A 13102-nucleotide genomic window follows, 5' to 3' on the forward strand; every position below is an offset into this window, starting at 1 on the left:
GGCGTGAGCATCGCCGACGAGGAGCTGGCCGAGCAGGTCGTCAAGATCAAGGCGCCGTCCAGGGGCAGGGTGGTGGCCAGGCGCTTCTTCACGATGCGCCAGGGACAGCTCGGCTTCGCCCTGCTCGCGCTGATGTTCCTGCTGGCCTTCGCCGGCCCGCACTTCACCCACTGGACCTACACCGACAAGGACTTCGCGGCCTTCCTGCGGCCGCCGTCGGGCGAGCACTACTGGGGCACGCTGCAGACCGGCGCCGACGTCTTCGCCGTCACCCTGCGCGGCATGCAGAAGTCGCTCATCGTCGGCCTGCTCGTGGCGGTCGTGGCCACCACGCTCGCGGCGGTGGTCGGCGCCTTCGCCGGCTACTTCCTCGGCTGGACCGACAGGGTCCTGATGTGGGTGGTCGACCTGCTGCTCGTGCTGCCCAGCTTCCTGATCCTGGCCATCATGTCGCCGCTGTTCGCGGGCGGCGCGTGGGTGCTGTTCGTGATCATGCTGGCGCTGTTCCTCTGGATGATCACCTCCAAGGTCGTGCGCGGGATGACGGTCTCGCTCAAGGAGCGCGAGTTCATCAGCGCCGCCCGCTACATGGGCGTGCCCGCCCCCACGATCATCTTCAGGCACGTCATCCCGAACATGTCGTCCCTGCTGGTCGTCGACGCCACGCTGAACGTCAGCTCGGCGATCCTCACCGAGACCACGCTGTCCTACTTCGGCTTCGGCATCCAGCCGCCCGACGTCTCGCTGGGCAGCCTGATCGCCGACGGCTCCAAGACCGCGGTCTTCGCGCCGTGGACGTTCTGGTTCGCCGCGGGCCTGCTCATCCTCACCGTGCTGTCGGTCAACCTCATCGGCGACTCACTGCGCGACGCCTTCGACCCCACCTCGAGGAGGGGCTCATGACCGATCCCGTTCTCCAGGTCGCCGATCTCGACGTCCGCTTCGGGGACGTGCGCGCGGTGCGCGGCGTCAGTTACGAGGTGCGCGCGGGCGAGGTGCTCGGCATCGTGGGCGAGTCGGGCTCGGGCAAGTCGGTGACCGCCCTGGCGGTCATGGGTCTGCTGCCCCCGCACGCCCGAGTGACGGGGTCGGTACGGCTGCGCGGCACCGAGATCCTCGGCGCGAAGGAGAAGACGCTCACCGCCTTCCGCGGCAGCACGATCTCCATGGTCTTCCAGGACCCGCTCTCGGCGCTCACGCCCGTCTACAGGGTGGGCGACCAGATCGCCGAGGCGGTGCGCGTCCACCAGAAGGTGACGGCCGAGCAGGCCATGGTCAGGGCCGTGGAGCTGCTCGACCTGGTCGGCATCCCCAACCCGGGACAGCGGGCCAGGGCCTTCCCTCACGAGTTCTCCGGCGGCATGCGCCAGCGCGCGGTGATCGCCATGGCCATCGCCAACGACCCCGACGTCATCATCTGCGACGAGCCGACCACCGCGCTCGACGTCACCATCCAGGCGCAGGTCCTCGACGTGCTGAAGAAGGCGCAGAAGGAGACGGGCGCGGCGATCGTGATGATCACCCACGATCTCGGGGTGGTGGCGGGCTTCGCCGACAGGGTCCTGGTCATGTACGCGGGCCGGGCCGTCGAGGTGGGGCAGGTCGACGACATCTACTACCGGCCGCGCATGCCGTACACGATGGGCCTGCTTGGCTCCATTCCCCGCCTCGACGCCGGAGGGCGCCGGCCGCTGGTGCCGATCGAGGGCAACCCGCCCTCACCCGCCGAGCTGCCGCCAGGCTGCCCGTTCACGCCGCGCTGCCCGATGGCGATCGAGGCGTGCGCCGAGGCCGAGCCGCCCCTCGAGCCGGTGAACGGCGCGGGGCATCTGGCGGCGTGCATCCGGGCGGAGGAGATCGCCAGGGAGAACCTGTCGCCCGCCGAGGTCTACGACGTGGCGGGGGAGGTCAGGGGCAGGCACGCCGCGACGCCCGAGCCCGCCGCCGAGCCCGCCGCCGAGCCCGCGCCCGCGCCCCGCGAGGGCCGCGAGGTCGTGCTGTCGGTGGCCGACCTGGTCAAGCACTACCCGCTGACGAAAGGCGCGGTGTTCAGGCGCAGGGTCGGCACCGTCCACGCGGTCGACGGCATCACCTTCGACATCCGCAGGGGCGAGACGCTCGGGCTGGTCGGTGAGTCGGGCTGCGGCAAGACCACGACGCTCATGGAGATCCTCGAGCTGACGGAGCCGCAGCGCGGCACGATCGCCGTGCTCGGTCGCGACGTGGCCGCCCTCGGCGCCCGCGACAGGAGCGCGCTGCGGCGCGACATGCAGGTCGTCTTCCAGGACCCGCTGGCCTCGCTCGACCCGAGGATGACCGTCTACGACATCCTCGCCGAGCCGCTGCGCACCCAGGGGCGGCGCGACGCAGGCACGCGCGTGCGCGAGCTGCTCGACCTGGTCGGCCTCGATCCCGGCCACGCCGCCCGCTATCCGCAGGACTTCTCAGGCGGGCAGCGCCAGCGCATCGGCATCGCCAGGGCGCTGGCCCTCGAACCCAAGCTGGTCCTGTTGGACGAGCCCGTCTCCGCCCTCGACGTCTCGATCCAGGCGGGCGTGGTCAACCTGCTGGAGGACCTCAAGGGCCGCCTCGGCCTGTCCTACCTGTTCGTGGCGCACGACCTGGCCGTCGTCAGGCACCTGGCCGATCGCGTGGCGGTGATGTACCTCGGCAGGATCGCCGAGATCGGCGACGTCGAGCGGGTCTACGGGGCGCCGATGCATCCGTACACGCAGGCCCTGCTGTCGGCGATCCCGCTGCCCGACCCCGTGAAGGAACGTTCCAGGCGGCGCATCCTGCTCGAGGGAGACCTGCCGAGCCCCGCCCACCCGCCGTCGGGCTGCAGGTTCCGCACGCGGTGCCCGAAGTTCAAGGCCCTCACCGACGGCGAACGCGTCAGGTGTGTGGAGGTCGAGCCGGAGGTCAGGCCGCTCGACGTCGATCAAGGCGTGGCATGTCACTACGCCGAGAAGCTCGAAGTCGTCTAGCGCAGGAGGAGCAAGTGAGCAGATCCCGGCTCGCCGTGGCCCTGGCCATGGCAGGTTCGCTGGCCCTGGCGGGCTGTGGAGGCGGTGGCGGAGAGGGAGGCACGGCAGGCCCGGCGGGAGAGCCCTCGGCGGGGGCCCCTGCCGCGCTGAAGGCCTTCGACGTCAACGTGGTGCCCCGCGACCGGGTCAAGGACGGCGGCACGCTGCGCTGGGGCATCAACGAGTATCCGACCCAGTGGAACATCAACCACGTCGACGGCAACCTGGCCAACGTGCGGAGCGTGGTCGCGGGGATGCTCCCCTCGCCGTTCGTCTCCGACGAGAAGGGCGTCATCAGCGGCAACGCCGACTACCTCACCGACGGCAGAGTGACGGCCACCGACCCCAAGCAGGTGGTGACCCTGACCCTCAACCCCAAGGGCAGGTGGTCCAACGGCGAGGCGATCACCTGGCAGGACTACGCGGCCCAGTGGAAGGCGCTGAACGGCACCAACCCCGACTTCCGCGTCGCCTCCACCACCGGGTACCAGGACATCGAGAGCGTCGCCAAGGGCAAGGACGACTACGAGGTCGTCATCACCTTCAAGAACGACTTCGGCGACTGGCAGTCGCTGTTCGCCCCGCTCTACCCCAAGGCCACCAACACCTCGCCCGAGACCTTCAACAACTCCTGGATGAACAAGATCCCCGTCACGGCGGGCCCGTTCAAGTTCCAGGGCTTCGACCAGACGGCCAAGACGATCACTATCGTCCGCGACGACGCCTGGTGGGGCGAGAAGGCCAAGCTCGACCAGGTCATCTACCGCTCCATGGAGAGCGACTCGCTGGTCGGCGCCTTCACCAACGGCGAGATCGACGTCTTCGACATCGGCCCCTCCGCTCCCGACTACGCCAGGGCCAAGTCCACCCAGGGCTCGCTCGTACGGCAGGCGGCAGGCCCCGACTTCAGGCACATCACGATGAACGGCGAGAGCGCCGTGCTGTCGGACGTCAACGTGCGCAGGGCGATCACCATGGCGATCAACAGGCAGGCCATCGCCCAGTCCGACCTGCAGGGCCTCGACTGGCCCATCACGCTGCTGAACAACCACTTCTTCATGAACACCCAGGAGGGCTACCAGGACAACGCGGGGGCGCTCGGGGCCTACGACCCGGAGAAGGCCAAGGCCGCGCTCGACGCGGCGGGCTGGAAGCTCAGCGGGCAGACCAGGATGAAGGACGGCAAGCCGCTGAACCTGAAGTTCGTCATGCCGTCGGGCCTCCAGCTGACCAAGTCGGAGGGCGAGCTGATCCAGAACATGCTCGCCCAGATCGGGGTCCAGGTGACGCTGCAGGCGGTGCCCAGCGACGACTACTTCACCAAATACATCATCCCCGGCAACTACGACATGACGGCGTTCTCCTACATCGGCACGCCATTTCCGGTCTCGAGTGGTTACGGGATCTTCGCCAACGCCTCGACGGACTCCAAGGGCGAGCGGAACTGGAACGCCAACCTCGGACGCATCGGCTCGCCCGAGATCGACGCCGCGATGCAGAAGGCGACGGCCGAGCTCGACCTCGCCCAGGCCCGCGCGGCGACCAACGCGGCCGACAAGCTCATCTGGGAGGCGGTGAACGTCGTCCCGCTCTACCAGCGGCCGCAGAACGTGGCGGTGCGGCAGAGCCTGGCCAACCTCGGGGCCCGAGGCTTCTACGACCTGAAGTACCAGGACATCGGCTTCACCGGCTGACCCGCCTCCCGGCGTCCCCGGCCCTACGGGGGCGCCGTTCTGTCGGCGCCGGGGTGTAGAAGTAGTCCTGTGAATCTGACCTGGCCCCAAGTGCTCGCCTGGCGACTGTCCCGGCAGTTCGTGTCCGCCGCCGACGGCCCCTCGGCCGTGGAGATCGCGCGCAGGCTCTGCGGCGTCCAGGCCCAGGTCGCCTCCTCGGCCAGGCACGCCGTCGCCGTCCGCGGCGCCGCCCCCGACCCGGATGAGATCGAGCGCGCGCTCTGGCAGGAGCGCACGCTCGCCAAGACCTGGGTCATGCGCGGCACCCTCCACCTGGTCCCCGCCGACGAGCTGGCCGACCACTGCGCGGCGCTCAGCACCCTGCGCTCGTGGGAGAAGGGCGCCTGGCAGCGCGGCCACGGCGTCACCGCCGCCGAGATCGAGGCGATCATCGACGCCGTTCCCAAGGCGCTCGAAGGCGCGAGCCTGACCCGTGAGGAGCTGGTCGAGGCCGTCGTCGACCTCACCGGCGACGCCCACCTCAGGCAGGCGCTCACCTCCGGCTGGGGCGCGCTGCTCAAGCCGCTGGCCCGCCTGGGCGAGCTCTGCTACGCCCCGCCCCGCGACGGCAAGGTCGCCTTCACCTCCCCGCGCGCGTGGCTGCCGTCCTGGCCCGCCGCCCTGCCGCCGCAGGAGGAGGCGGGGGTACGCGTGGCCCGCTCCTTCCTGGCGGCCCACGGCCCCGCCTCGCCCGAGATGCTCGACACCTGGCTGTTCGGCGGCGTGGCGAAGAAGGCCGTGCTCAGAGCATGGTTCCGCGACCTGGCGCCCGAGCTCACCGAAATTGACGTCGAGGGCGCGAAGCTGCTCGCGCTGACCGAGCACGTCGACGCGCTGGCCGCGACGCCGCCCTCGCGGGAGGTGCACCTGCTGCCCGGCTTCGACCAGTACATCCTCGGCGCCCCCCGCACCCTCGAGGCCCTCATCCCCGCCCCGGTCAAGGCCAAGGTGAGCAGGGCGGCCGGATGGATCTCGCCCGTGGTGATCCACGAGGGCAGGGTGGCGGGCGTCTGGGAGGGCAAGGACGGCCAGATCGCGCTGGAGCTGTTCGAGCAGCTCCCCGAGAAGCCGCTGCAGCGCGCCGTCGAGAGGATGCGGCGGGTGCTGACCGGCGAAGGCTGACCGTCGCCAGGAGGCCCGCCCAGGGCCTGCCTTCAGCGCCCCGCGAGCCTGAACCTGATCCGGTCGCCCGGCCTGGCCTGCGCGGCCACGGCCAGGTCGGCGGCGAGCACCACGCCGATCACCGGGTAGCCGCCCGTCGGCGGATGGTCGCTGAGGAACACGATCGGCTGACCGCTCGGCGGCACCTGCACCGCCCCCGTGACCATCCCCTCGCTGGGCAGCTCGCCCTCCCTGGCGCGCCTCAGCGCGGGGCCGCGCAGCCGTACCCCGACCCGGTTGCTGTCCTGGCTGACCTCGTACGGCTGCGCGCACAGCTCGGCCATCGCGTCAGGGGAGAACCAGTCGTCACGAGGGCCGGCCAGCACGCGCAGCACCGGCGGCGGGGGAGCGGCGGGAGGAGCCAGGTCGACCGAGATCGAGGCGAGCGACCGCACCTCGCCCACGGGCAGCCGCGTGCCCGCCCGAAGCGGCGCAGGACCGAGACCCGACAGGGAGTCGGTCGACCTGCTGCCGAGCACCGGCTCCACGTCGATCCCCCCGCGCACGGCCAGGTAGGTGCGCAGTCCCCGCTCGGGAGGGCCGATCCTGAGCTCGTCGCCAGGGGCCATCCAGAACGGCGCCCCCATCCCCTGCGCGGAGGAGATCACACCGCGCTCGTTCCAGATCTCCATCGGGCAGGGGGCTCCCGCCGCGGCCAGCCACGCCCCCGACCTGAAGCCGAAGCGGGCCATGCCGAACGTCAGCTCCAGCCCCGCGTGGCCCTCGGGGTTGCCGACCAGCCGGTTGGCCAGGCGCAGCCCGGCGGCGTCGGCCGCGCCCGAGCGGGGCACGCCCAGATGCGCGTAGCCGGGCCGCCCGAGGTCCTGAACGGTGGCGTAGGGGCCTGGCGCGAGCACGTCGATCATGCGGCCTCGAAGCGCACGCGGGTGCCCGGCGGCAGCAGCGAGGGCGGCTGGGCCTGGACGTCCCACACCCGCAGCGACGTGCGCCCGAGCAGCCGCCATCCGCCGGGCGAGGCCGTGGGGTAGATCGCCGCGTAGGGGCCCGCGATGGCCACCGAGCCCGCGGGCACCGAGGTGCGCGGGGTGGCGAGGCGGGGCACGCGAAGCGCCGGATCCAGCCCCGTGAGGTAGGCGAACCCCGGAGCGAACCCCAGCCAGCCGACCACCAGCTCCCTGCCGGTGTGCCTGCCGACCACCTCCTCGACCGGCATGCCCGTCTCCTCGGCGACGGAGGCGAGGTCCTCCCCGTCGTAGACGACGGGAACGGTCACGACCTCCTCCGACAGCGAGGCGGCTCCTGAGGAGGACAGCGCCAGGTCGCGCAGGCCTGCCAGGCCGGAGCGCAGCCTCGACAGGTCGGCGCCCTGCGCCACGACCAGCACCGTCTCAGGCCCCGGCACGATCTCCACGACCCCTTCGGGCCTCGAGGCCCTGAGCAGCGCGTCGAGCCGGTGGGAGGCGGCCAGCGAGCCGGTCTCCACCAGCAGTCCGTGCTCTCCCGCCCGCCTGATCACGCTCATGCGAAGGACTGGATGGCCACCCCGGCCTCCAGGAGCCCGTCCCGCACGGCCCGCGCCAGCCGTACCGCGCCGGGGGTGTCGCCGTGCACGCACATCGAGCGCGCGTCCACCCGCACCTGCGAGCCGTCGACGGCGGTGACCACGCCCTCCACGACCATGCGCACCGCGCGCTCGGCGACCAGCGCGGGGTCGTCGATCACGGCGCCTGGCTCGCGCCGCGAGACCAGCGTGCCCGACGGCGTGTACGCCCGGTCGGCGAACGCCTCGGTGACCGTGGGCACCTCCGCCTCGGCCGCCACCGCGTGGACCGCCGAGCCAGGCAGCGTCAGGATCGGCAGCGTGGCGTCGTAGTCGAGCACCGCGTCGACCACCGCCGCCGCCTGCACCGGATCACGGACCACCCTGTTGTAGAGGGCGCCGTGCGGCTTGAGATAGGAGACCCGCCCTCCCATCGCCCTGGCGATGCCGTCGACGGCGGCCAGCTGGTAGAGCACCTCCGCGCACAGCTCCTCAGGATCGACGTCCATCTCCCTGCGGCCGAAGCCGGCCAGGTCGCGATAGGACACCTGCGCCCCGATCGCCACCCCCCTGTCGACGGCCGCGGCGCACGTGCGCCTGATCGTCACAGGATCACCCGCGTGGAAACCGCACGCCACGTTGGCGGAGGAGACGATGTCGAGCAGGGCGAGGTCGTCGCCGAGCCGCCAGATGCCGAACCCCTCCCCGAGGTCGGCGTTGAGGTCGATCACCATAAGTCATGACGCTACAGCTCGTCGGGGATGTCCGCGATGTCATCCAGCGCCGCGGCGAGTTCGTCGGGGTCGGCCCCTATGCGCTCGACGATCTCGATCAGCACGTGGAGGACTTCGTGCCGGTCGTGGCCCAGGTCGAGCAGCCGCTGCGCGGCCTCCCACAGCTGAGGGGGATCGCCCTCCCACAGCCTGGTGGCGATCTCCTCGTGCCAGGCCAGGTGCTGCTCGTCGATCTCGCCCACGTGGTCGAGCTCCAGCAGGATGCGCCGGTCGGCCTCGTCCGCGGGGTTGAGCGTGTCGAGGTCGACGTCGCCGTGGGTGCCCTGCAGGATCGGGAAGGCGAAGACCCGCCTGGCCAGCGCCGACAGGTCGCCGTCCGGCAGCAGCCTGGACAGCAGCGCCATGTCCAGGCCGTAGGAGGCCGGGTCGCGGTAGGCCTCGGGGAAGCGCGCCGTGGCCTCCCACACCGCGTCGAGCGTCGCGGTGACGCCCTGGTCGGGCAGGCCCGTACGGCGGGCGGCGAAGCGCACCCACGCCGCCAGCGCGTGCGGCATCGCCTCCTGCTCGGCGGCGCTCAGCATCACCTTGCGGGGCAGCCAGTCGAGCAGGAACGTCTCGCACTTGGTGGGGCTGACCCGCAGCGGCCTGTCGAAGTCCTGCTCGCAGCCGTAGTCGATGATGTGGTCGGCGCAGCGCGAGGCCGCCGAGGGGTCCGACAGGTGCTCGGCCGCGTCGGAGGACAGGAACTCCGCCGCCAGCATCGCCCTGCGCTCCCTGCTGTAGGGCGCCTCGCTGTGCCGTGGAGCGGGCCGCTTGCGGCCCGGCGGCAGCGCCTTCAGCCTCGATCTGGCGAAGGCGTGGTAGGCGCTGTAGCTGTCGCTGACGGGCGGAGGGCTCTTGGGCTCGCGGGTGGCCCGCATCGCCGACTCCAGCAGCGCTCTGGCCTGCTGGGGCTCGATCTCCTCGAACAGCAGCATCGGGTTGGCCTCGGCCTCGGCGCGCGCCTGCTCGATCAGCTTGTCGACCTGGGAGGAGACCCACGCGTCGCGGGCCATGCCCGACATGTTGTAGTCGACGACCATGACGAGGGCGTGCCGGTCCTGGGCGTTGTCCGCCGCGCCGTTCCAGCGGTAGGCGAAGGTGCAGATCACGGTGTCCTGGTCGCCGTAGGCGTCGCGGGAGACGTAGCACCCCGTCGGCTTGACCGCGCCGACCCTGTCGGCCCAGCCGGGCCTGGCCACGCCGGACTCCATCATCGCCAGCGCCGCGCCCTCGGCCTTGGCGCCCTGTCTGGCGGTGCCGAGATAGGCGAGGCAGATCAGCAGGGTCAGGGAGGCGGGAGTGCCGGCCTTGGCCGCGTAGTCGACCAGGCCCTCGCCCAGCACCTGCTCGACGTCGCCGCCGCGCACTCGGCGGCCCCACCAGGCGCCGACCATGTCGGAGACCATCAGCTCCGCGTCGAGGGGACTGCGTACGGCCAGCAGCTCGCGGGCGGCCTGCACCATCTCAGCGAACACGTCGTCCGGCGGAGTGCTCTCCCGTGGGTCTCGTCGGTGTCGGCGCACGCCTCCACTCTCTCGCATTCCAGGCGCAAACGGTGCGTTTACGAAAGAGATCGTGCCTCGGTCCAGCGGGTCGGGTCGATGGTGTCGATGTTATCGGGGTGTCCGCGGGGGCGGCGCGGAGTTCACGAGTGCGAGCAGATGCTCGCGGGCGATGCGTTCGACGATGTCGGGCGTCGCCTCGATGCCGAGGTGCTCGGCGCAGGCGAGCGCGTCGGCCACACAGCGGTCGACAGTCTCGATGGGCACGGTGAGGAAGTCGGAGGCCAGGCGTAGGCTCACCGGTTCCCGAATGAGGCGAGTGGCCAGTGCGAGCATAGGAGTGAGATTCCTCTAGAGCCGCAGGGCAAAACCCTAGGAACGGTCAAGCTGGGTTGTGCGTTCTCATTTCATCGGTTCTCGGGCGGCTGTCAACCCTCTCTGCGGCCTGTGTTCGCTTCTCGCAAGGGCCTTTCGTGCGAAGCTGGTTCCATGCGCATCCAGCTCGCCCAGCGGACGGAGGCCGACGAGCTGCTCGGCCGCAGCCCGCTCGCCCTGCTCATCGGCATGCTGCTCGACCAGCAGATCCCGATGGAGTGGGCCTTCGCTGGCCCCTACACGATCTCCGAGAGATTGGGCCATGACCTGACGGCCGGGGAGATAGCGGCCTATGATCCGGAGGCGTTCGCGGCGTTGCTCGCCGAGAAGCCCGCCGTCCACCGCTACCCCAAGTCCATGGCCGAGCGGGTGCAACGGCTGGCCGCCTATCTCGTCGAGCACTACGACGGCAGGCCCGAGCAGGTCTGGGCCGGCGTCACCGACGGCAAGGAGCTGGCCAGGCGGCTGCAGGACCTTCCGGGGTACGGCAAGCAGAAGGCGCAGATCTTCCTCGCCCTGCTGGGCAAGCAGCTCGGCGTCATGCCCGAGGGCTGGCGCGAGGCGGCGGGTCCCTATGGTGAGGAGGGGTCCTTCCGCTCCGTGGCCGACGTCGTCGACGCCGAGAGCCTGGAGAAGGTGCGAGCCACCAAGCAGGAGGCCAAGAAGGCGGCCAAGGCCAAGTAGCCTGATCTTGCTGCGCACAGTGGAGCGATTTTGACAGGATGCGTTGACCGTATGGCGGCCGGGGCTTCCGTCCGCACATGCCCATCGCCGATGATGTACAGCAGAATCCGGTCGCCCGGAGCTGCGCTACGCCGATACACAGTTATGGAGATGTGCCGCGTGGGAGACCCTGGCACGCGACGGAGGTGCCGACCATGAGCGCCGAGACCTCCGTGCCCCGTCCCCGGGAGTCGGGTGTGGACATCTCAGACTCCGGCCTGTTCAAGGGCCTGATGTCGGAGGCGGAGTTCGCCTTCGCCTTCTTCGACCCCGAGGGTCGCTTCGTGCGGGCCAATGAGGTGTTCAGCGATGTTGTCGGCGTGCCCGAGGAGCGGCTGCTGGGCCGCACGCCTGCCGAGACGCTCACCGCCGACCTCAGCCAGCTGGTCACGCACGCCGTCCAGGATGTGACGGAGAGCGACTGCCCGGTGACCGAGCGCGCCAGGGTGCGCTCGGCCGAGGGCGACACCAGGCACTGGGCGCTGTCGTTCTCGCCCGTCCACGACGAGCAGGGTCAGCTGCAGGCCGTCGCGCTGGTCGGCGCCGACATGACCGAGAGCCGCCAGACCGAGGAGGACCTGCGCCGCAGCGAGGAGCGCTACCGCTCGCTGGTCGAGGCGCAGTCCCAGCTGGTCTGGATCACCTCGCCCACCGGCGCGGTCGTCGAGGACGCCCCGCAGTGGCGCGCCATCACCGGCCAGGGCCTCGAGGAGTACCTCGTGCACGGCTGGCTCGAGGCCGTGCACCCCGACGAGCGCCGCCACACCGAGGAGGTGTGGAAGGAGGCGCTGCGCGGTCGCACCATGTTCGAGTGGAACTACCGCGTCCGCACCAGGGCCAGCGGCTTCCGCCACTTCGAGGTGCGGGCCGTGCCGATCATCAGGCACGGGCGCGTGGTCGAGTGGGTCGGCGCCAACACCGACGTCACCCCTCAGCGCGAGGCCGAGGAGATGCGCGGCAGGCTGACCGACCAGCTCGGTGCCGCCGCCCTGCGCACCGCCCGGCTGCAGGGCGCCACCGCCATGCTGGCCGAGGCGCTCACGGTCGAGCAGGTGGTGCAGGTCATCATCGACGTCGGGCGCACCGCGCTGGCCGCCGACCGCTCGGCCGTCGCCCTGCTCGACCTCGACAGGGCGGTGCTGAAGCTGGTCAACGGCGGCGGCGTGCCCGAGGTGCCTGGGGCGACGGGCGAGGAGGTCCCGCTGTCGCACTCCAGCGTCCTCACCATGGCCGTCAACAGCCGCAGGCCCGTCTTCGCCGAGTCGCCCGAGAGTCTCAAGGCGCAGCTGCTCGACGCCGGAGGCGACGAGGAGGTCCTGAACGGCTTCCTGGCCACCAGCGACGAGCGGGCGTGGGTGGGGCTGCCCCTGCTGGCCGCAGGGCGGGCTCTGGGCGCGCTGCGCTTCTCCTTCACCAGGCCGCAGAAGATCTCCCAGGAGGACGGCGTCTTCCTGGAGGCGCTGGCGGGCCAGTGCGCGCTGGCCGTCGAGCGGGCCACGCTCTTCGAGCGCGAGCACAAGACCGCCGAGACCCTGCAGCGCAGCCTGCTTCCCGACAGGCTGCCCGTGGTCAAGGGGCTCGAGCTGGCCCAGCGCTTCCGCTCGGGCAGCCGCCACGTGCAGGTCGGCGGCGACTGGTACGACGCGTTCGTGCTGCAGGACGGCAGGGTCGCGGCGGTCGTGGGCGACGTCATGGGCAAGGGCGTCAAGGCCGCGGCCGGCATGGGCCGCATCCGCAACGCCATGCGCGCCCTGGCGCTGACCAACCCGCCGCCCGCCGCGGTTCTGGGCGGGCTCGACAGGGTCTTCGACGCGACCGAGGAGGAGGAGCAGGTCACCACGCTGGCCTACATGGTCGTGGAGCCCGGCACGGGCGAGGGCACGCTCGCGCTCGCGGGCCACCCGCCACCCGTGCTGGTCTCGCCGCAGGGCACGGCGGTGCTCTGCGACGCCGAGCCCGGCACGCCGCTGGGCTGGCCCACCACGCGCAAGCAATTCAGGTTCGTGGTGCCTCCAGGACACACCGCCGTGCTCTACTCCGACGGTCTGGTCGAGAACCGCAAGCGCGGTCTCGACGCGGGGCTATCGGAAATTTGCTCGGTTGTGACCGAAGCGCCGCCTGAGGTCGTGACGAGTCCGCACATGCTGCTTGATTTCCTAGTCGACCGCATGTTGGCCGGATATGAGCAGGATGACGACGTTACGGCGCTGGCGATTCACGTTCCCGCAGCCACGAAGAGTGACTGAATGAAACAGTCATAAGGGTTGCTTTCGGGTATCAGTGCACCGCTTCCGTACGCACTACT

At 70.9% G+C, this 13102-nt stretch carries 11 protein-coding genes; 6 read left to right on the forward strand and 5 right to left on the reverse strand.

Annotated features, from left to right (window positions below; translation table 11 throughout):
- Positions 1-3: 3 nt before the first annotated feature.
- From ABFX55_RS01135 to ABFX55_RS01150, 4 genes are all read left to right on the forward strand, one after another.
- Positions 4-903 (forward strand): ABC transporter permease, encoded by a 900-nt coding sequence (locus ABFX55_RS01135; protein WP_346116728.1) that lies wholly within the window; start codon positions 4-6, stop codon positions 901-903.
- Positions 900-2987 carry a dipeptide ABC transporter ATP-binding protein gene (locus tag ABFX55_RS01140; protein ID WP_346116730.1) on the forward strand — a complete coding sequence of 696 codons (2088 nt, stop codon included), beginning with the start codon at positions 900-902 and terminating at the stop codon, positions 2985-2987. The genes ABFX55_RS01135 and ABFX55_RS01140 overlap by 4 nt, the downstream gene beginning before the upstream one ends.
- A 14-nt stretch (positions 2988-3001) precedes the next feature.
- Entirely contained in the window at positions 3002-4720 is a 1719-nt protein-coding gene (locus ABFX55_RS01145; RefSeq protein WP_346116732.1) for an ABC transporter family substrate-binding protein, read from the forward strand.
- A gap of 69 nt (positions 4721-4789) precedes the next feature.
- On the forward strand, positions 4790-5881 hold the full coding sequence (locus tag ABFX55_RS01150) for a winged helix DNA-binding domain-containing protein (protein ID WP_346116733.1): 1092 nt from the start codon (positions 4790-4792) through the stop codon (positions 5879-5881).
- A 32-nt stretch (positions 5882-5913) separates the two neighbouring features.
- Here the strand turns inward: ABFX55_RS01150 and ABFX55_RS01155 are convergent, their stop codons facing one another.
- The 5 genes from ABFX55_RS01155 to ABFX55_RS01175 all read right to left on the reverse strand — a co-directional run bounded on the left by ABFX55_RS01155 (position 5914) and on the right by ABFX55_RS01175 (position 9999).
- Entirely contained in the window at positions 5914-6786 is an 873-nt protein-coding gene (locus ABFX55_RS01155) for a 5-oxoprolinase subunit C family protein (protein ID WP_346116735.1), read from the reverse strand.
- Positions 6783-7403, reverse strand: a complete 621-nt coding sequence (locus tag ABFX55_RS01160; protein ID WP_346116737.1) for a 5-oxoprolinase subunit B family protein — start codon at positions 7401-7403, stop codon at positions 6783-6785. Before ABFX55_RS01160 ends, ABFX55_RS01155 begins: the two co-directional genes overlap by 4 nt.
- On the reverse strand, positions 7400-8155 hold the full coding sequence (locus ABFX55_RS01165; RefSeq protein ID WP_346116739.1) for a LamB/YcsF family protein: 756 nt from the start codon (positions 8153-8155) through the stop codon (positions 7400-7402). The genes ABFX55_RS01160 and ABFX55_RS01165 overlap by 4 nt, the downstream gene beginning before the upstream one ends.
- 11 nt (positions 8156-8166) lie before the next feature.
- Positions 8167-9660: a hypothetical protein gene (locus ABFX55_RS01170; protein WP_183660072.1), complete on the reverse strand. Its 1494-nt coding sequence runs from the start codon at positions 9658-9660 to the stop codon at positions 8167-8169.
- A 150-nt stretch (positions 9661-9810) separates the two neighbouring features.
- Positions 9811-9999, reverse strand: a complete 189-nt coding sequence (locus ABFX55_RS01175) for a hypothetical protein (RefSeq protein ID WP_376773144.1) — start codon at positions 9997-9999, stop codon at positions 9811-9813.
- A 189-nt stretch (positions 10000-10188) separates the two neighbouring features.
- On the opposite strand from ABFX55_RS01175, the gene ABFX55_RS01180 reads away from it, so the two are divergent.
- Both ABFX55_RS01180 and ABFX55_RS01185 read left to right on the forward strand, forming a co-directional pair.
- Positions 10189-10758, forward strand: coding sequence for an HhH-GPD-type base excision DNA repair protein (locus ABFX55_RS01180; protein WP_346116741.1), 570 nt, complete (start codon positions 10189-10191; stop codon positions 10756-10758).
- 194 nt (positions 10759-10952) lie between these two features.
- Positions 10953-13043, forward strand: a complete 2091-nt coding sequence (locus ABFX55_RS01185; RefSeq protein WP_346116742.1) for a SpoIIE family protein phosphatase — start codon at positions 10953-10955, stop codon at positions 13041-13043.
- Positions 13044-13102 lie beyond the last annotated feature (59 nt).

Origin of the sequence: Nonomuraea roseola (assembly GCF_039535395.1) — a bacterium.
Lineage (GTDB): Bacteria > Actinomycetota > Actinomycetes > Streptosporangiales > Streptosporangiaceae > Nonomuraea > Nonomuraea roseola.

Coding starts and splice junctions, on each gene's coding strand:
- ABFX55_RS01140 (WP_346116730.1), top strand. CDS start 900: ATGACCGATCCCGTTCTCCAGGTCGCCGATCTCGACGTCCGCTTCGGG.
- ABFX55_RS01155 (WP_346116735.1), bottom strand. CDS start 6,786: ATGATCGACGTGCTCGCGCCAGGCCCCTACGCCACCGTTCAGGACCTC.
- ABFX55_RS01160 (WP_346116737.1), bottom strand. CDS start 7,403: ATGAGCGTGATCAGGCGGGCGGGAGAGCACGGACTGCTGGTGGAGACC.
- ABFX55_RS01165 (WP_346116739.1), bottom strand. CDS start 8,155: ATGGTGATCGACCTCAACGCCGACCTCGGGGAGGGGTTCGGCATCTGG.
- ABFX55_RS01170 (WP_183660072.1), bottom strand. CDS start 9,660: ATGGTGCAGGCCGCCCGCGAGCTGCTGGCCGTACGCAGTCCCCTCGAC.
- ABFX55_RS01180 (WP_346116741.1), top strand. CDS start 10,189: ATGCGCATCCAGCTCGCCCAGCGGACGGAGGCCGACGAGCTGCTCGGC.
- ABFX55_RS01185 (WP_346116742.1), top strand. CDS start 10,953: ATGAGCGCCGAGACCTCCGTGCCCCGTCCCCGGGAGTCGGGTGTGGAC.